20 protein-coding genes are annotated in these 17,592 nt (G+C 35.3%); 17 read left to right on the forward strand and 3 right to left on the reverse strand.

Annotation, left to right across the window (positions count from 1 at the left end):
- Positions 1-114: 114 nt before the first annotated feature.
- The 7 genes from NSQ14_RS07315 (at position 115) to coaD (ending at position 5,677) form a co-directional block, all read left to right on the forward strand.
- Complete coding sequence (locus tag NSQ14_RS07315) at positions 115-543, forward strand: YlbD family protein (RefSeq protein WP_034769548.1); 429 nt, start codon at positions 115-117, stop codon at positions 541-543.
- A gap of 14 nt (positions 544-557) precedes the next feature.
- The gene (locus tag NSQ14_RS07320) at positions 558-797 is read left to right on the forward strand and encodes a YlbE-like family protein (protein ID WP_034769551.1); all 240 of its coding nucleotides are present in this window, start codon (positions 558-560) and stop codon (positions 795-797) included.
- Between the two features lie 190 nt (positions 798-987).
- On the forward strand, positions 988-1,431 hold the full coding sequence (locus NSQ14_RS07325) for a YlbF family regulator (protein ID WP_034769553.1): 444 nt from the start codon (positions 988-990) through the stop codon (positions 1,429-1,431).
- 39 nt (positions 1,432-1,470) lie between these two features.
- The gene (locus NSQ14_RS07330; RefSeq protein ID WP_034769555.1) at positions 1,471-1,746 is read left to right on the forward strand and encodes a YlbG family protein; all 276 of its coding nucleotides are present in this window, start codon (positions 1,471-1,473) and stop codon (positions 1,744-1,746) included.
- A gap of 1,043 nt (positions 1,747-2,789) precedes the next feature.
- Positions 2,790-4,205 (forward strand): hypothetical protein, encoded by a 1,416-nt coding sequence (locus NSQ14_RS07335; RefSeq protein WP_346217046.1) that lies wholly within the window; start codon positions 2,790-2,792, stop codon positions 4,203-4,205.
- A 447-nt stretch (positions 4,206-4,652) separates the two neighbouring features.
- Positions 4,653-5,189 carry a 16S rRNA (guanine(966)-N(2))-methyltransferase RsmD gene (gene rsmD / locus NSQ14_RS07340; RefSeq protein ID WP_231553308.1) on the forward strand — a complete coding sequence of 179 codons (537 nt, stop codon included), beginning with the start codon at positions 4,653-4,655 and terminating at the stop codon, positions 5,187-5,189.
- Positions 5,189-5,677: a pantetheine-phosphate adenylyltransferase gene (coaD, locus tag NSQ14_RS07345; protein ID WP_034769578.1), complete on the forward strand. Its 489-nt coding sequence runs from the start codon at positions 5,189-5,191 to the stop codon at positions 5,675-5,677. The genes rsmD and coaD overlap by 1 nt, the downstream gene beginning before the upstream one ends.
- Positions 5,678-5,802: 125 nt before the next feature.
- Here the strand turns inward: coaD and ylbJ are convergent, their stop codons facing one another.
- The gene (gene ylbJ, locus NSQ14_RS07350) at positions 5,803-7,008 is read right to left on the reverse strand and encodes a sporulation integral membrane protein YlbJ (protein WP_034769579.1); all 1,206 of its coding nucleotides are present in this window, start codon (positions 7,006-7,008) and stop codon (positions 5,803-5,805) included.
- A gap of 311 nt (positions 7,009-7,319) precedes the next feature.
- Here ylbJ and NSQ14_RS07355 point away from each other — a divergent pair, with 311 nt between their 5' ends.
- Together NSQ14_RS07355 and NSQ14_RS07360 are read left to right on the forward strand one after the other, a co-directional pair.
- Entirely contained in the window at positions 7,320-8,108 is a 789-nt protein-coding gene (locus NSQ14_RS07355; protein ID WP_034769580.1) for a patatin-like phospholipase family protein, read from the forward strand.
- Positions 8,105-9,124: a SepM family pheromone-processing serine protease gene (locus NSQ14_RS07360; protein ID WP_034769581.1), complete on the forward strand. Its 1,020-nt coding sequence runs from the start codon at positions 8,105-8,107 to the stop codon at positions 9,122-9,124. The genes NSQ14_RS07355 and NSQ14_RS07360 overlap by 4 nt, the downstream gene beginning before the upstream one ends.
- Before the next feature lie 81 nt (positions 9,125-9,205).
- Here NSQ14_RS07360 and NSQ14_RS07365 read toward each other — a convergent pair whose 3' ends face one another.
- Complete coding sequence (locus NSQ14_RS07365) at positions 9,206-10,408, reverse strand: nucleotidyltransferase (RefSeq protein WP_034769583.1); 1,203 nt, start codon at positions 10,406-10,408, stop codon at positions 9,206-9,208.
- Between the two features lie 281 nt (positions 10,409-10,689).
- Here NSQ14_RS07365 and NSQ14_RS07370 point away from each other — a divergent pair, with 281 nt between their 5' ends.
- From NSQ14_RS07370 to NSQ14_RS07380, 3 genes are all read left to right on the forward strand, one after another.
- Positions 10,690-11,205, forward strand: coding sequence for a YceD family protein (locus NSQ14_RS07370; protein WP_235819516.1), 516 nt, complete (start codon positions 10,690-10,692; stop codon positions 11,203-11,205).
- Between the two features lie 26 nt (positions 11,206-11,231).
- The gene (gene rpmF / locus NSQ14_RS07375; RefSeq protein ID WP_034769587.1) at positions 11,232-11,405 is read left to right on the forward strand and encodes a 50S ribosomal protein L32; all 174 of its coding nucleotides are present in this window, start codon (positions 11,232-11,234) and stop codon (positions 11,403-11,405) included.
- Between the two features lie 186 nt (positions 11,406-11,591).
- Positions 11,592-12,212, forward strand: a complete 621-nt coding sequence (locus NSQ14_RS07380; RefSeq protein WP_034769588.1) for an RsfA family transcriptional regulator — start codon at positions 11,592-11,594, stop codon at positions 12,210-12,212.
- Between the two features lie 62 nt (positions 12,213-12,274).
- Here NSQ14_RS07380 and NSQ14_RS07385 read toward each other — a convergent pair whose 3' ends face one another.
- Positions 12,275-12,754, reverse strand: a complete 480-nt coding sequence (locus NSQ14_RS07385; protein WP_072012665.1) for an N-acetyltransferase — start codon at positions 12,752-12,754, stop codon at positions 12,275-12,277.
- Between the two features lie 290 nt (positions 12,755-13,044).
- Between NSQ14_RS07385 and NSQ14_RS07390 the strand changes: the two genes are divergently transcribed.
- The 5 genes from NSQ14_RS07390 (at position 13,045) to rsmH (ending at position 17,582) form a co-directional block, all read left to right on the forward strand.
- The gene (locus tag NSQ14_RS07390; protein WP_034769594.1) at positions 13,045-13,926 is read left to right on the forward strand and encodes a 2-dehydropantoate 2-reductase; all 882 of its coding nucleotides are present in this window, start codon (positions 13,045-13,047) and stop codon (positions 13,924-13,926) included.
- A gap of 48 nt (positions 13,927-13,974) precedes the next feature.
- On the forward strand, positions 13,975-14,325 hold the full coding sequence (locus NSQ14_RS18895; protein WP_368993920.1) for a DUF3397 domain-containing protein: 351 nt from the start codon (positions 13,975-13,977) through the stop codon (positions 14,323-14,325).
- 36 nt (positions 14,326-14,361) lie between these two features.
- Entirely contained in the window at positions 14,362-15,981 is a 1,620-nt protein-coding gene (gene bshC / locus NSQ14_RS07395; protein WP_346217047.1) for a bacillithiol biosynthesis cysteine-adding enzyme BshC, read from the forward strand.
- Positions 15,982-16,118: 137 nt separating this feature from the next.
- Positions 16,119-16,550 (forward strand): division/cell wall cluster transcriptional repressor MraZ, encoded by a 432-nt coding sequence (mraZ, locus tag NSQ14_RS07400; RefSeq protein ID WP_034769598.1) that lies wholly within the window; start codon positions 16,119-16,121, stop codon positions 16,548-16,550.
- A gap of 93 nt (positions 16,551-16,643) precedes the next feature.
- A complete protein-coding gene (gene rsmH / locus NSQ14_RS07405) occupies positions 16,644-17,582 on the forward strand; it encodes a 16S rRNA (cytosine(1402)-N(4))-methyltransferase RsmH (protein WP_034769601.1) in 939 nt (312 codons plus the stop codon).
- Positions 17,583-17,592 lie beyond the last annotated feature (10 nt).

The raw sequence follows: 17,592 nt of genomic DNA on the forward strand, positions 1-17,592 counted from the left end.
AAACAATAATAATTATGGGGTGTGATATGGATTGGGATAAAAATCACGTTTATAGGTTTCATCTTTCTTTAATCATACATAGATTATATTGAGGAATACAAAGAGGTGAAACCTATGGTGAAGAAATCACTGCATCCATCCGTTGAGCAATTTAAAAACTTTGTAAAAAAACACCCGGAACTTATTAAAGAAGTTAGAACTGGAAAGAAGACTTGGCAAGAAGTATATGAAGAATGGTATTTATTAGGGGAAGATGATCCAAAATGGGCAAAATATACTAAAACCGGTAAACCGACTGCAATAAAAGAAGAAACAAAGTCAAACAATGAATCAAAAAATGCCATCTTTAATCAACTGATCACATATTTAAAAAATATGGATGTTAATCAGCTGCAACATTATTTAGGGCAAATGAGTGAAGCCATTGATTCCGTACAACAATTGTTGGGGCAAATACGGGATACAAATCAAAATAAGACAGAACCGGAAGGAAACGGAGAGCAATGGAGAAGAAGACATCCGTTTTCGTTTAGAAAAGATTAGTCGGGGGGGCGGAAATGAGAACCGAATTATATCAAATAATAAAAAATAAGAAGGAATGGCAGCAATTTATACGGAATGAACCAATATGGTATAAAAAATTATCAAGGAATCCCAATGCCATTAAAGAATTTGAACAAACCGCCTTAAAATATTATCAAAAAACATTACCGGATCGGATGAATAAAATTTCAAACGGAGTCCAATTTGCATCAATGATGTTGTCGATGATCCAGTCAATGAATCAAGTGGATTAACAGATTTAAAATCAGTTAATCCTTATTTTTTCTACCTAGTTTTCTTTAACCGAATAAGCAGCGGAAGACATCAATTCCACTGATTTGGAGTTTCATCTAGTTTTAATATTATGAATGTTTTAATACAATAAATTTAAGTGATTTTATTTTCTTTTCTCCTATGATATTATAGTAGGTGGAGGTGCAGGTTATGTTTGCTACTTTAGAATCGGTTCAAATCATTGATATGGCTGAAGATATTGCTAAGATGATTTTAAATAGTGATATAGCAGATGAATATCGACAATGTTTATATATGATGAAAACAAATCGCGAAACACAAAATAAAATAAATAAATTTATCAAACTTAAAGAACAGTATGAAGAAGTACAAAGGTTTGGCAGATATCACCCGGATTATCAAACCGTTATGAGAAACGTCCGATTGGCAAAGAGGGAAATGGATTTGGACGAAAATGTGGCAAAGTTTAAATTGGCTGAGAATGCCTTGCAACATTTACTCGATGAGATTGGAATCATTATTGGTCGATCCGTTTCAGATAGTGTCAAGGTTGCAACCGGAAGCCCGTTTTTTGATACAGCAAAGGCATCTGGTGGATGTTCAACGGGTGGAAGTTGCGGCTGCAGTGCATAACTATAACTGTAGAGAAAAAATTAAGTAGGAGATAATGATATGTTTGGGCAAAGACAAGGGATCATTGTTTGGCTATATAATATAAAGACGGCAAAAAATCTTAGGAAATACGGAAACATCCACTATATTTCGAAGAGATTAAAATATGTTGTTCTTTATTGTAATCAGGAAGAAATTGAAATCATTATGGATAAGCTTAAAAATTTTCCCTTTGTTAAAAAGGTGGAACCTTCTTATCGACCTTTTTTAAAAACGGATTTTGAAAATACTAGACCTGATAAAGCGAAAGAATACGATTATAAAATTGGATTTTAATATTACGGGAAACCTACATTCAAAGTGGGAAAGCGGGCTTACCACTCGGTTTATCGCTACTGTTTTCCGGGTTTGAAAAGAGATCGTATGTTCCGGATACTTTATCTCATTGGTCAGCTAGTTTTTTTTAGCTAATAGGAAAGTATAAATTTTTCAATTTCTACTTTCCTAACGCATAAGTGCACTGAAAGACTTCGGTAGCATTACCTCGCAAGCGAAAATGTTTTTTCGCTGAACTACGGCTCTGCTCTCACCTAAGGGCTCGGCAGTCGCCGAGTTTTCTTTATATGAAAAAATATCGAGGCTTTCTCAGGCTCATGGGACAGCTTCTTTTTTTTGCACACTAAAAAAGTATAAATTACCAGCAAGGCTGCTAAATTCGATGCCGTGGGAAATTTTAAGTTTTAAGTAAGCGCATAGAAATGCTTCGAAGGAAAACATCGCAACTGAAAAAACTTTACATTTTTTTGGCGAACTATACGTCACGAATAGCCTAATGACTTGGACGCCAGGTTTTCTTTAGCTAATAGGAAAGTAAAAATTTTTCAATTTCTACTTTCCTAACGCATAAGTGCTCTTGCGGCTCTGCCATCGCCTTAAGGCTCGGCAGTCGCCGAGTTTTCTTTATAGTATAAGAAAGTATAAAAATAAAAGCAATTAACTTGGGATTAGTTTTATTGTCTAGCTACGAGCGCCAGCGACTGAGAAACTAACTCCCCTTTAATGTGCTCCTGCGCCATAGCCTATTCGAGGAAGCGGATGTTCAGCTCGTCGCAAAGCTTCATGAAGTATATCAAGGAAGATTACTCATGAAGTTCACTCTAGGAGTAGCTTCACTACGATAAGTCAACATCGGCTCGTCACTCGCCGTGTTTCCTTTTCCTTAGAAAAAGCTACTCGCTTTTTCTTCGTGCGATGTCTATTCGAGGAAGCAAATCTGTTCTCATTGCGGGGCGCTCCAGTTTGTACGTCGCTAAGCGGGCGCTCTGCGCTTTTCTTACAAACTTCTTTTGTCTATTAAGATCAATGCCGGGGGATAATCAATGCCAATAAAGCATAAAACGAGATCGTTATTTATCATTATTTTAAGTTTAATCATCATTATACTAGCCGCCTTCCAATGGACAAAATTGAAAGAAGGAACGGATCAAGACGATCATTTATCAGTCAAACAGCAAATTGAAATTGTTCATGATTCCGGGAAATTAAAGATTAAACAGACCCTTCAAAATTTGAAAAACCATACTTATTTATTAAAATTACCTGAAGCAGGAGTTAATTTCACATTCCCGCATATGGAATTTTGGGATGAAACAAATAAAAGTATAGCTGTTCGGGATAACACTTTGACCATTGAATATGAAATTAACACGAATCTGGATAATCAAGCTTTTTTGTTGGAAAATTGGATGGTACAAATAAGTGGTGTAGAAATAGTTAACACGATCGTGAAAATTAGTGAGCTGACAAATATGGCTGGAAGTTGGGCTGCGGGTGCACCAATGACTTATCATGAAGTACTTGATCAACTACAATATTATGTATTTGAAAGAAAAGGTGTTGATATTCCATTATATTGGCAAAAAGCACCGTTATTCTATACTTACATAGGAGAAAAGATTCCTTTATATACAGATAGAAAAACTGATCAAAATCTATTGACCAGTTCAATTGACTTAGGATTAAAGCATGATAAGGAGTTTCCCGCTGTTATTTTAACGGAGCAAATAAATCCACTACAGTCTGTCTCATTAATTATTGAAAATCCTGAGATTGATCAAAACGTATTATCTTCCATATGGGTGGAACAATTTTTGTTATCAAATTTTTGGGCAGGTAAGGATGAGGAAAAATGGGTGATGAATATTTTGGCTAAAATCATAACTGAACAACCACCGATTGATGAAGTGAAAGCACAAATTTATGCTGAACTTAAAAATAAATTGTCGAACAATGAAATTTCTATATTTATCTCATCCATTCTTCAAATCGATCAAAAGTTCACTTCTTTAGCTGAAATTGATCAATTATTAGGACGATTGAAGGGGCTAAAAACAAGCTTTTTTCAGGATATTGCAATTGAACAAACAGTGAGTCCTTTAAATTTTTTTACTGATGAACCGATTTATGTGAGAAATCACAAGTTGGAGAATTATCGCGTGTATTGGATGGACGATGTTTATTATTTTCCAATTCGGCCAATCATAGAAAATTTAAATTATCAATTTGAACAGATATCTGAAGATGAAATTTTTATAACCAATGGGAAAACGACATTTCGTTTTTATGATAATAAAGACTTTTTTCTAATAAATGAGGAACAATATGGTTTGCTGACAATGAGCGATAAATTACCGTATCTAAAAATCAACAATGAATTTTATATACAAAAAGAGTTTTTTCGTAAAGTCTTTCGTATTGAAATCAATCATCAGAATAACCAATTTTTTATAAGGTAACATAAGAAAAGCGCTCGTAGCTAGACAATAAAACTAATCCCAAGTTAATTGCTTGTATTTTTATACTTTCTTATACTATAAAAAATAACCCTGCAGTAAACTTCTGCAGGGCTCCTTCAAACTCTTCGTGAGTGAAGGCAAAGGGAGAGGAGAAACCGGAGGAAGAACTTATGGGGAAACGTAAGTCTTCTCCGCGGTTGGCAACAACATCTAACGTTTGATGTTGTCATTTACATTATGACCAAAATAGGATAACTTATACAAATTTTATAAAATATTCTTTTTATATATTGAGGATGGACCACCGGATGGGAACAACAGCTTCTTCAATGAAAGATAATGCTCGACATAGTATTTTTCGTCCATTTATGATAGGATGGATAACGTAAAATATTTGAACGATAAGGTGATCGTGTGCGAGTAATATCAGGCAGACAGAAGGGAAGAATGTTAAAGGCGGTCCCCGGTGAGTCAACGAGACCGACGACCGATAAAGTGAAAGAATCCGTTTTTAATATGATTGGACCATATTTTCAACAAGGATATGGACTTGATTTATTTGCCGGTAGTGGCGGGTTGGGGATAGAAGGAATTAGCAGAGGGTTAAGTAAAGTCATTTTTGTTGACCGTGATCCGAAAGCAATCCAAACCATCAAAAAGAATATTGATCTTTGTGGTTTCCAAGCAAATGCAGAAGTTTATAAAATCGATTGGAAAAGAGCTTTGAAAGCAATTATCCAGCGGAATATTCAGTTTAAAGTAATCTGGCTGGATCCGCCCTATCATAGCGATGGATATCTTGCAATATTGGAGATAATCAGTAAACACGAGCTTTTAGAAAAAAACGGTGTTGTTGTATGTGAGCATCGAAAAGAGCGGGAACTCCCGGCTACTGTACATTTGCTCGAAAAAAATAAAGAAGAACAATACGGTACGATCAGTATTTCGCTCTACCACAGGAAAGATGTTGAGGAGGAGAATTAATGGAACGAATTGCAGTTTGCCCGGGTAGTTTTGACCCGATTACAAACGGACATATTGATATTATTACCAGGGGATCATTTATATTTGACAAAATGTATGTTTGTGTATTAAATAACTCTGAAAAAACATCCACTTTATTCACAATCGATGAAAGACTTGAACTGATTCGAGAATCAACGAAAGATATTCCTAATATTATCGTTGATTCCTTTAACGGACTTTTAATAGACTATGCCAGAAGTGTTAATGCGAAAGTAATTCTCCGTGGATTAAGAGCCGTAACTGATTTTGAATATGAAATGAGAATTACCTCGATGAACCGAAAATTGGATCGGGATATTGATACATTTTTTATTATGACTGATAATAGTTATTCCTTTTTGAGTTCCAGTATCGTAAAAGAAGTGGCAAAATATGGTGGTGATGTGTCCGATCTCGTCCCACCGGTAGTCAATAAAGCACTTAAACATAAATTTTCAAAAAAATAATCAGATAAGAAACTTCAAGTTGGGTCGAAAAATATAAATACCCTGTTGAAGTTTCTTTTTTAATAAAGCTTTTCCGGTTATGAAAACGCATTATTGGGTCGTCCGAGTACGTAAGTTATGGAATGTTACCTGAATGCTCTTCTTCCGTAAATGACTACATAAATAAATAACGAGGCAATTGTGATTATGGGTCCGTATTCCGTAAAAAATTGTAAAATATGTAAATATACATCGTTGTCGAAATTTAAAAATACCGGCATTGAATTATTTTGTCCTGTTAAACCATTCTCATATACCGGTTTCCAAATAATGAACGTAATTAAAGAAGCAAATATACCTTGCAAAAGTCTGGCAAATAAAAAAGGAGAAAAACGAATGTCACTTTGGGATAATAGACTGGCTACTTGTGCTTGAATACTAAATCCACCGAATGCAAGCAGGAAACTGACGACAATCGCTTGTTGCAGTAGCTGGGCATTTTTTACTTCGCTAATTAATTGACTGCCGATTGTCATCTCAAATAATCCGGAAATAAATGGTATACTGAATGCTTCAGGTAAATGAAGGATTACAAACAATATTTTAATAATTGTTGCAAGAACATCAGTAATATTTGTTAATGACAATAATGTATTAATTACCGAAAATAAAATAATAAAACCGCCGATCATTAATAAGGTTTGTATGGAAGACGTTACTGCATCTCCTAATAATGTGCCAAAAGGTCTATTATCTTTTAATCTTGTTTCATGCATAGATTGGAATGCATTTTTCAAAGAAAAGAAGGTTTTTTCTTCCTTATTCCTCGTTTTGTCTCCTATCCCGTAATAGCGCATGACCAACCCGACGAAAATATTTGCGGCATAATGAGAAATGGCAAAAATAATGCCAAGATACGGATTTTGGAAAAAACCAACCGCCACTGCACCAAAAATAAACAGGGGATTTGCACAACTGGTAAATGCAACCAATCTTTCTGCTTCAATTTGGGTAATATTGCCCTCATTTCTCAAACGTACCGTAAATTTGGCTCCAGCAGGATTTCCGGAAGCCATTCCCATCGCCCAAACAAATCCCCCAATGCCCGGAACGCGAAAAATCGGTCTCATAAAGGGCTCTAACAGTACGCCCAAAAATTTCACTACACCAAATCCAATTAATAATTCAGCAATTATGAAAAATGGCAAGAGGGAAGGAAAAACGACTTCCCACCAAGTGTGTAATCCCTTTATGGATGCTTTTAAAGATTCTTTTGGATGAGAAATAAGTGCAACGGCTAAAAAAATGGCGGAGGAAGCGAAAAGTAATGTCTTTAGTCTTGAACGATTCATTAGTTTCCCTCCTTGAGTATAAAGCGGGCAACTTAGTTTCTTTATGAATAGCAAAAGTTTATATACAAAAATTATTAGGTCGAAAAATTCTCCTTATAAACATAAATTTTGTGATAAAATGAATGAACAAAATTGAATTTGTTGCCTGTCCATCCTTACTCCAATAATGTATGAATAACTGAGGAAAAAAAGAATAAAATTTTTGCTTTGTACCGGGTTGGTTTTTTCCCTAATTATTGTTCTATAGTAGGTGAATAACTCATAATATGTTGTTTATACAAATTCTTAATAGAAAAATTGGGGGATGAAAGATGGCAGAGCCGAAAATCGGTCTGGCATTAGGATCGGGCGGTGCCAGGGGTCTTGCCCATATTGGCGTCTTGAAGGTATTGGAGAGGGAAAACATTCCGATTTCGATGATTGCCGGGAGCAGCATTGGTTCATTGGTAGCGGCATTTTATGCATCAGGACAAAATATCGATACAATGGTACGTGTTTCTCAAAAATTTAAGCGAAAATATTTTATTGACTTTACAATACCAAAACTAGGTTTTATTGCAGGAAATCGAATAAAGGAATTCATCCGCGTGTTTACTTATCAAAAACGTATTGAAGACTTAAATTTACCCCTTGCCATTATTGCAACTGACCTCCATACCGGGGAGAAGGTTATATTTAGAACCGGCGATGTTGCGGAAGCAGTTCGTGCAAGTATTTCCATTCCTGGTATTTTTATCCCAGAAACGTACCAAGGACGTCTTTTAGTTGACGGCGGGGTAAGTGACCGGGTTCCGGTTTCGGTTGTAAAAGAAATGGGAGCAGATCTGGTCATTGCCGTTGATGTAGCAGGTTTAAAAAAAAATGCGGAAATTATAACCATTTATGACGTTATTTTACAAAGCATCGATATTATGCAAGTTGAATTGGCTGAAGCTCGTGCGCTACAATCGGATATTTACATTCGTCCGCCTGTTGAAAAATACAGTTCTTATGCATTTAGTGATATTGATGAATTGATCTTAAAAGGGGAGGAAGCAACAGAAAAAGTAATACCGAAAATCAAGCAGATGATTGGTATGTGGGAGGAGTCATACGAGTGAATAAAAAAACTAAGAAAATCAGTCTATTCATTTTACTAATCATTATTTTATTTATAAATTTTTATCCTTTACCATACTATGTAATACGTCCGGGGATGGCACAAGTTCTCGATGAAATTATCGATGTTCAAGGTGGATATGATGAAGAAGGGGAGTTTATGCTAACAACCGTTCGTATGGGGGAAGCAAACGTCATTTCCTACGTAATGGCAAAGATGAAAAAGTATTATTCGTTGGAACCAAAAAATGCCATCCGTTTAGAGAACGAGACAGATGAAGAATATCAAGTCCGTCAATCCTATTATATGGAAAATTCACAAGAAAACGCATTGCAAGTCGCTTTTCAGAAGGCGGGAAAAGAAGTCAATGTCACCATGAACGGTATTTATGTTTTAAGTGTACAAGAGGGGATGCCTGCTGATGGAATTTTGAAACCGGGTGATCGAATTGTTGCCATTGACCAACAAAATTTCGATTCATCTACAGGATTTACAAATTATATACAAGGAAAACAAGTTGGTGATGATATTTCCGTCACTTTTTTTCGGAATGGTGAAAAATTAACGAGAACCGTTGCAATTGCAGAATTGTCGGAAACAAAGAAACCTGGCATAGGAATTGTCTTAGTGGAAGACAAAAATGTAAAAACAAACCCCGAAGTAAAAATAAATACGGAACAGATTGGGGGACCATCTGCTGGTTTAATGTTTTCGCTGGAGATCTATAATCAATTAGTGAAAGAAGATATTACAAAAGGTTACCGTATTGCCGGCACAGGAATGATTTCTTCGGATGGAACAGTGGGTCCGATTGGCGGCATTGAGCAAAAAATTGTTGCTGCTGATCGGGAGGGAGCGGAGATCTTTTTTGCGCCAAATGAAAACGGGGCTAAAAATTCAAATTATGAAATGGCGAAAAAAACAGCCAAAGACATCGATACAAAAATGAAAATCGTTCCCGTTGATACAATTGACGATGCCTTAGCGTATTTAGAAAAACTTGAAGCAAAAAAATAATGTGGACCATTCAATCCAAGTTTAAGTTTTATATTGGATTTTTACAGGGATGGGGCTTACCATCCCTCCTGTTCTTGAAAGCTATTCAACAATAATCGGGAATTGTTTTTTCTCTTCTTCAATAATTTTTTGACCGTTGTTACCAAAAGCAAAGGAATAAGTTTGACTTATCTTTATGTCAAGTTGGACCGCTTTTCGCTCAGCCTGTGAAAGGTTTGAAATAATCGGGAGCGATATCCTTTCTTTTTTTTCTTTTAAATATTGTCTCCCCAGTTGATTAAAGCCGAGCACTCGTATATATTCAGGAAACTTGTTTCTCATTTTTTCCTTTTTCGTATTTGTTAAAATATGGACACAAGCCCTTTGTAGTCTTGTCCAAGTGTAACGCTTCGTTTTAATCTTTTCCATAAAATCTTTAAAACTGGTTGCCTCCTGTGCAAAACGAATAAGGCGATATTCCATCCCTTCTTCGACTTCATAAATGTCTTTTAATTCATTCGGCTCACTATGAGAAAACCGATATTTTAGAAATGGCCAAAAATTTTCCCAGAAGGCAAAGGTGTTATATTTTTTGTAAAAGGCTGATAATTCTTGGTAAGTTGTGTCAGGAATATGACTTTGAATGTGGTCAAGTGTTCTGTTTTCAGCCAATGTTTTTCGAATACTAGTTGCACTGGATATTTTTACCGATGACAACTGTTGATCATGGTAACCTGCATGAATTCGTTCAATGGTCATGGGGACGGTTTTACTTCCGATCTCTTGTAAAGCTTTTACATAGTGATAACCTAATATATTATTTGGTTTCGATAAATCCAGTAAGTCCCGGGATGGTGCTAACTGTTGAAAAGCAAGTGAAGCTGCTTTTGGATAACTTACTCCTTCGTTCATGAATTGTCTAATGAATCGATTATAATCTGATTCATGATTTGATATAAAATTAATCGTATTTGTAAACGTATCAATATTGCCCGATTCACTGCCGAAACAAATAAAATCAGCTTGCAAACTTGTTAAGAGATAAACAGCTCCTTCAGCAAATTTTTCGGCTTTTTGTGTACAAAAAGTATAGGGAAGTTCAATCACTAAGTCCACGCCGGCTTTTAAAGCCATATTCGTACGTGCCCATTTTGATACAAGAGCAGGTTCCCCCCGCTGTAAAAATTGTCCGCTCATTACGGCGATAACGACATCAGCATTTGTTTTCTTTCGTGTTTGTTGTAAGTGGTATAAATGTCCGTTGTGGAAAGGATTATATTCCACGATAATTCCTGCACTGATCATATGTCCTCCTTTTTGTGTATTGTTCATTTTTTGACAGCATAAAGTGTATAAATTGGTTTTATTTTATTGTCTGGCTTCGGACATCCTGCTATTCTTATGTATCAAAATTGTTTTAAATGCAGAAACTAGATGAAAAAACCGGTGTCATGATACACTTATATTTATTATCAATAATATCCGGATTCAATGCAAGACTGTAAAGAAAAAATATTGACAAATGTTTTTTTGCAGGCTATAATAACCTTTGTTGCCTTGGGGTGATCGTATTGAAGTGGTCAATGATGCAATTACAAAAATTCCGAAATAAAGGGTTAACATTTAATGAAATGGTGAATCTGGAATCTTTAAAAAACAGAGATCCACAAATTCGTACCATTTCACCCATTCAAGTGTTTGGTACTGCGGAAATTGATTCAAAAAAAGTCACTTTTCACTTACATATTAAAGGTGAATTGGTTTTGCCGAGTACCCGTACACTTGAAGATGTCCAATTCCCTATTGATATTCAAAGTACGGAAATCTTTATGTACGAAACAGCTGAATACAATGAAGATTCCGAGTTAAATTTGCATATTATCCATGGGGAAATGATCGATTTAACGCCCGTAATTGAAGAATTAATTTTAGTTGAAATTCCCATGCAAGTATATAATGAAGAGGAAGATGTTTCTTCGTTATTCAGTTCTGGAAGAGATTGGGAATTTATTCAGGAAGCTGATCAGGAGAAACAGGAAAAAATAGATCCCCGTTTCGCAGAATTGGCAAAATTATTTAATCAAAAAAACTCAAACAAATGAATTCATCCTTTTAAGGAGGTGTAAATATGGCTGTACCATTTAGAAAAACTTCAAAAACAAGAAAACGTCTGCGCCGGACACATTATAAACTACAAGTTCCGGGTATGGTAGAATGCCCAAATTGTGGTGAAATGAAAAAAGCTCACCATGTTTGCCCAAAATGCGGAACTTATAAAGGGAAAGAAGTTATCGACGTTTAAGCCTAAAGAAAGAAGTTGCATATTTATGTAGCTTCTTTTTTTTTTACCAAAATACCTCGTGTGGAAATTTCCCTCCGTTTGGACCTGCTTAATAGAATAATTAAGAAGTCTATCGTTTCTACTATGTGCATATATTATTACAAAAATATGTAATTTTATATTTCTGATACACGAGGAGGGTAAAAGATGACAACTGTTCGTCAAGATGCATGGACAAAAGATGAAGATTTACTTTTAGCGGAAGTTGTATTACGCCATATAAGGGAAGGTAGCACACAATTAAAAGCTTTTGAAGAAGTCGGAAAAAAATTGAGCAGAACTGCGGCTGCCTGTGGTTTTCGCTGGAATTCTTCAGTAAGGAAACAATATAAAACGGGAATTGAACTCGCAAAACGTCAGAGGAAAGAACTAAAGAAAAAGAGTCAGGATGTTTTTGATTCACATCAAGTGGATGGTGAGAAAAAAATAAAAGGCAATGAAGCTGAATTAAACGGGATATTCTCGATTGAGCAAGTCATTTCATTTTTACAACGATTAAAAGAAAAAGAGATACAATTTGATACATCTGTAGATGAATTAAAGAAGTATAAGGAAGAACGAGATGATTTAAGGAAGAAACTAAAAGCTACACAGGAAGAAAATGAAAAGATGAAGAAGGAAATTAATTCACTGAAAGATGATTACTTAGCATTATTATCAATCATGGAAAAAGCAAGGAAACTGGCTTTAAAGGATGAAAACCAAGAGGAAAAAATGAAATTCCAAATGGACATAAACGGAAACATTGATATGATAAAAGATAAATAATACGGAAGGGGAAATCCCTTCCATTCCTTTTGGATTCCAAGTTAATGAACCGAAGAAAACATTTAACTAATTTTGGCGAATTCCCCTGTTTCGCCGTTTGGAAGCCAAATCATTAGCGTACTGTTAGATTCGCCTTCTATTTTGTAGGAGACCGGAAAAAAACCATGTTTTTCCCAGAAATTTTTTGATTTTATCCTGGCAATTGTTTTTATTGGCAGTCCAAGACTTTTGGCGTAGGAAACGAGAGTTGATCCGAGCCCTTTCCTTTGATACTCCGGTAATACTTCAATTTTAGCCAGCTCTATATATTCTTGATCCGAACCAAAATACTGATTATTTTTCTCACATCGTTTATACAGGCTCATTCGGGCTACAAGTTTATTGCCATAATAAATACCATAAAAAGGTGACTCACAGTTATTTTCGATCATATTTGCTTGAAGATCTTCAAACATCGATAGTTGCTGAAGACCGTATTCCTTGAATACTTTAAATTCCTCCACTGTTTTGAAATTTATCTTTAAACGCTCCACTTGATACATGATTAATTCCCCCTTTGTTTGTAAAATATTTCTTTATAAATTATTATATAATAATAAATCAATAAATTCGAAGCAAAAAGTGTTATCGCTTACAAAATTTAAATTTTGAAAAGACCTTAATATATTTCATGCCCTTTGGCAGAGACTTTTGCGAATTAAATTAAAAGGCATATGTGACTGTTTATAGATGGTATGACTATTTTTAATATCTTTATTTTTATGTTTTTTTCGTGTCACCTGTGGCAGTTTCTGTTAATATGAATCTAGAATATAAGATAGGTGGCGGTTTTATGCGAATCGGGATTATCGGTGGCGGTGCAATCGGGCTGCTTTTTGCCTGTTATTTAAGTAAAAGCAATCAAGTGACACTGTATTGCAGAACAAATGAACAGGTGCGACTAATTAATAAATATGGAATTTATTTGAAACACCATGGAACTGTAGATAATTTCACAATAAAAGCGCAACCATCAGATGAAATTTCAGCTGAAGATCTTTTCATTATTGCTGTCAAACAATACCAACTGGAACAAATCGAAAGGGTATTCCATCATATTCCTTCTCAAACCCCGCTAATTTTTATTCAAAATGGAGTAGCTCATTTGAAGTTTATTGAAAATCTCTCACATGAGACTATTATCGTAGGGGTCGTCGAACATGGTGCACTAAAAGAGAAGACCAATTATGTTCATCACACCGGGGAGGGACTTACAAGACTGGCGATATTCCGTGGCAATGAACAGTTTGTTGGACCTATTATTCACAAGCTTAATACGATTCCCTTCCCTTTTATTTTTGAAAAAGATTATCTGGAAATGGTGTTTGGAAAATTGATTGTCAATGCCGTAATAAATCCACTGACGGCCATACTAAAAGCAAAAAACGGAGAATTAATGTTAAACAGCCATTATCTTCACTTAGTTCATCTTGTCCTTGATGAAGTGGTCAAGATTTTAGATATATCCGACCGTGAAAAGGTATTTATGCGGATTAAAACGATTTGTGAGAACACAGCGAGTAATCAATCATCGATGTTAAAAGATATTCTAAACCATCGTCAAACAGAAATTGACGGTATTATAGGCGGGCTTCTCAATATGGCAGAAACAAAAGACTTAAAGGTTCCTGTTTTACAATTTTTATATCATAGTATAAAAGGAATGGAGAGGTAAAATCAATTGGCTTCCCTTCTTTCAACGATCATTTCTGTATTTATATTATTGCCCGCTTTATTATTTATTGTTGTACTCAGTATCTTACTCTTATTGAGAAAACGGAGACAAACAGCTTTTCAACTGGCAGCTGATATTTCAACGATCTTTTTTATCCTGTCTGTTTATTTTCTTGCTATAATCATTTGGGATCGTTTATTGTTTTTCCCCATTATAGTTTTTATGATATTATGTTTCATGTTATTTAGTTGGATTTATTGGAAAGAAAAGAGCAGATTTGATCTTACAAAAATTTTTCGCGGCTTTTGGCGATTAATGTTTTTAATTTTCTTTCTCCTTTATGTTTGCTTAATGATGTATGGAATCATCACCAGTGCTTTTTCTTTACTGGGTCAGTAGAAACAACGAATGATTGAAAGGAAAGGAGATTGACATATGGAATTGCTTCAACTGCAACTTGACATAAAAAACAAGCTGGTTCATCGATACGTTCATTTTGGAGACCACTCGTTTTTTCACTATTCTTTTCGGAACAAAGATGACCTGGTCAAAAGATATAATGAATTAACGGAGCGAACTTTTCCGCGTAAGGCATTAGCCAATCATATCCGAGAATATATGAGTAAATTCTCAATGACAAAACAAATTGAGAGCAATTTACAAAAATTAGAAAACGAAAACAGTGTTGTTGTTATCGGCGGTCAACAGGCAGGTCTATTAACGGGTCCATTGTATTCTATTCATAAAATGATTTCTATCGTTTTATTGGCAAAACAACAAGAAACATTTCTTCAACAACCGGTTGTCCCGGTATTTTGGGTTGCCGGTGAAGACCATGATATTCAGGAAGTAAATCATGTATTTAAACTGGAAAAGCAGCGTCTCGTTAAATCAATATTTCCGCAAAAATTACCAAGTGAGAAACGAATGATATCCCGGATTGAATTCGATAAAGATCAAATGGAATCTTGGTATAAAAAGATTATCGCGTCTTTTGGAGAAACCGAACATACGAAAGGGATATTACAATTTTTATACGGTTGCTTGTCCAAATCTCATACATACACGGAGTTTTTTGTAAGTATTGTGAATGAACTATTTAAAAATTATGGACTTTTACTCATTGATTCGGCACATCCTGATTTAAGAAAAATCGAAAGTACCTATTTCCAACTTATGATTGAATATGGTGAACAAATAACGGATCGCCTTCTGTCCAAACAAGAAGAATTATTGGCTCAAGGGTTCAGTAAAACGATTGAGACAAAATCGTCCAGTCTGCAGCTGTTTCATGAAGAAAGGGAAGAACGAACATTATTACAATATGACCCGGGGAAAAATCTGATTATCGGGAGAAATATTGCTTTTACAAAAAGCGTTTTGGTTAAAGCGGCCCGAGAAAATCCGGAAAAATTCAGCAATAATGTTGTGACGAGGCCGATCATGCAAGAATTTCTATTTCCGACAATTGCGTTTGTTGCCGGACCCGGCGAAATTGCCTATTGGGCGGAACTAAAATCATGTTTTGAGCTTTTTGGACTTAAAATTCCACCGGTTTTTCCAAGAATCAATATTTCCTTTTTAGAAAGAAATATTGAAAGTGATATAAATGATTTACATCTTTCAATAAAAAATATTTTATTGAATGGAACGGAACCGGAAAAACAAAAAACATTTAAGTCTTTACAAAATAACCAGATTGAGACACAATTAGAAATTTCAAGACAAGTCATTCGAGAACAATACGACAAGCTGGCAAATACCATCATTACGTATGATAAAGGGTTAGAAAAAATCATTCAAAAAAATGCTCAGTTTGTTCTCTCTCAATTGGAATTTTTAAAAAATAAAACCGATGAAACGATAATAAAAAAGCATGAATTGTTATTAGCAAAGTTTGATAGAATTAATGAGTTTCTCCATCCTTTTGACGGATTACAAGAACGATGTTGGAATGTTTTTTACTTTTTAAATCAACACGGGCTGGATTTCATCGATCGTTTACTGGAATTGCCGTTTACCTGTAACGGAAACCATTATCTTGTAAAATTATAGCTTAAAAAACTGCCTAAATATTTTAGGTAGTTTTTTTGTTTTATAAAAGGATTTTACAATTTACTGGCGAATTAAAAAAAGAGTGGAAGAAAGTGGGGGAATGTGGTAAATTGGTGGTATGAAGTGGAGGGATAGAAATGTTCATGGGGGAATATCGCCATAATGTTGATACAAAAGGTAGATTAATCGTTCCGGCAAAATTCCGGGAATATCTCGGTGAAGTTTTTGTATTGACACGTGGCCTTGATCAATGTATTTTCGGGTACCCCATGACCGAATGGAAAGTAATCGAGGAAAAAATTAAATCCCTCCCTATGACAAAGAAAGATGCACGTGCATTTGCCCGCTTTTTCTTCTCCGGTGCCACGGAATGTGAGATTGATAAACAAGGTCGGGTGAATATCCCCACTCCATTACTCCAATATGGAAAAATTGAAAAAGAATGCGTGGTAATTGGTGTATCCAACCGAATTGAAATTTGGAACCAACATATTTGGGAAGAATATTTTAATCAATCAGAGGAATCTTTTGCAGACATTGCAGAGAATTTGATTGATATTGATTTATAAATGGGAACAATATGTAAATGCTATTGTGTCTGCCAAACATAATGAAGGTTAGGAAAAAAACATATGTCCTAAAACAGGAAGGTAGGAGACATCATGTTTCAACATACGACAGTCCTTTTACGAGAAGCTGTTGAGGGTCTAAATATTAAGCCGGACGGAATCTATGTCGATTGTACACTTGGCGGTGCCGGGCATACGGAAGAAATTTTAAAACGATTATCAGAAAAGGGCAAAGTTTACGCTTTTGACCAGGATCTGACAGCTGTTGAAAATGCGAAAAAGAAACTTGCTATCTATGGGAATCGATTAGAAATTATTCACCGAAATTTTGCTCATTTAAAAGAGGAATTACATATTCGAAATGTGTTTCAAGTGGATGGTATTTTATATGATCTCGGCGTATCATCACCGCAATTAGACGAACCCGACCGTGGATTTAGCTACCATCATGATGCACTTTTAGATATGCGGATGGATCAACATTCCCCCATTTCTGCAAAAGAAGTTGTGAATGAATGGCCTTACGAAAAACTGGTAAAAATTTTTTTTAAATATGGAGAAGAGAAGTTTTCCAAGCAAATTGCCCGAAATATTGAACGTTTCCGTGAAAAACAGACGATTGAAACAACGGGACAACTTGTGGAAATTATCAAGGAATCGATACCTCTTCCGGCAAGAAGGAAGGGTGGACATCCGGCCAAACGGATTTTTCAAGCGATTCGGATTGCCGTGAATGATGAATTAAACAGTTTTGAAAAATCACTGGAGCAAAGTATTGAGCTTTTAAAAGTCGGCGGCAGAACGGCAGTCATCACTTTTCACTCTTTAGAAGACCGCATAACCAAAACTATTTTTAAAAAATATGCAACGATACCGGATTTGCCATCCGGATTACCTATAATTCCCGATGAATATCAACCTGTTTTAAAAGTGATAACGCGAAAACCAATCGTACCGTCTGAAGAAGAACTTATTCGAAATAATCGAGCACGTTCGGCAAAACTGAGAATTGCTGAAAAAATAAAAGACTGATTAGGAGGCG

The organism is Caldifermentibacillus hisashii (genome assembly GCF_039654145.1).
Taxonomy (GTDB): Bacteria; Bacillota; Bacilli; order Bacillales; family Caldibacillaceae; genus Caldifermentibacillus; species Caldifermentibacillus hisashii.

Bases quoted from the DNA above. Each gene is read 5' to 3' on its own strand.
- rsmH (WP_034769601.1), top strand. From the start codon at position 16,644: ATGTTTCAACATACGACAGTCCTTTTACGAGAAGCTGTTGAGGGTCTA.
- mraZ (WP_034769598.1), top strand. From the start codon at position 16,119: ATGTTCATGGGGGAATATCGCCATAATGTTGATACAAAAGGTAGATTA.
- NSQ14_RS07315 (WP_034769548.1), top strand. From the start codon at position 115: ATGGTGAAGAAATCACTGCATCCATCCGTTGAGCAATTTAAAAACTTT.
- bshC (WP_346217047.1), top strand. From the start codon at position 14,362: ATGGAATTGCTTCAACTGCAACTTGACATAAAAAACAAGCTGGTTCAT.
- ylbJ (WP_034769579.1), bottom strand. From the start codon at position 7,008: ATGAATCGTTCAAGACTAAAGACATTACTTTTCGCTTCCTCCGCCATT.
- NSQ14_RS07355 (WP_034769580.1), top strand. From the start codon at position 7,320: ATGGCAGAGCCGAAAATCGGTCTGGCATTAGGATCGGGCGGTGCCAGG.
- NSQ14_RS07380 (WP_034769588.1), top strand. From the start codon at position 11,592: ATGACAACTGTTCGTCAAGATGCATGGACAAAAGATGAAGATTTACTT.
- NSQ14_RS07370 (WP_235819516.1), top strand. From the start codon at position 10,690: ATGCAATTACAAAAATTCCGAAATAAAGGGTTAACATTTAATGAAATG.
- NSQ14_RS07390 (WP_034769594.1), top strand. From the start codon at position 13,045: ATGCGAATCGGGATTATCGGTGGCGGTGCAATCGGGCTGCTTTTTGCC.
- NSQ14_RS07330 (WP_034769555.1), top strand. From the start codon at position 1,471: ATGTTTGGGCAAAGACAAGGGATCATTGTTTGGCTATATAATATAAAG.
- NSQ14_RS07320 (WP_034769551.1), top strand. From the start codon at position 558: ATGAGAACCGAATTATATCAAATAATAAAAAATAAGAAGGAATGGCAG.
- NSQ14_RS07335 (WP_346217046.1), top strand. From the start codon at position 2,790: ATGCCAATAAAGCATAAAACGAGATCGTTATTTATCATTATTTTAAGT.
- rsmD (WP_231553308.1), top strand. From the start codon at position 4,653: ATGTTAAAGGCGGTCCCCGGTGAGTCAACGAGACCGACGACCGATAAA.
- NSQ14_RS07325 (WP_034769553.1), top strand. From the start codon at position 988: ATGTTTGCTACTTTAGAATCGGTTCAAATCATTGATATGGCTGAAGAT.
- rpmF (WP_034769587.1), top strand. From the start codon at position 11,232: ATGGCTGTACCATTTAGAAAAACTTCAAAAACAAGAAAACGTCTGCGC.
- NSQ14_RS07385 (WP_072012665.1), bottom strand. From the start codon at position 12,754: ATGTATCAAGTGGAGCGTTTAAAGATAAATTTCAAAACAGTGGAGGAA.
- coaD (WP_034769578.1), top strand. From the start codon at position 5,189: ATGGAACGAATTGCAGTTTGCCCGGGTAGTTTTGACCCGATTACAAAC.
- NSQ14_RS07365 (WP_034769583.1), bottom strand. From the start codon at position 10,408: ATGATCAGTGCAGGAATTATCGTGGAATATAATCCTTTCCACAACGGA.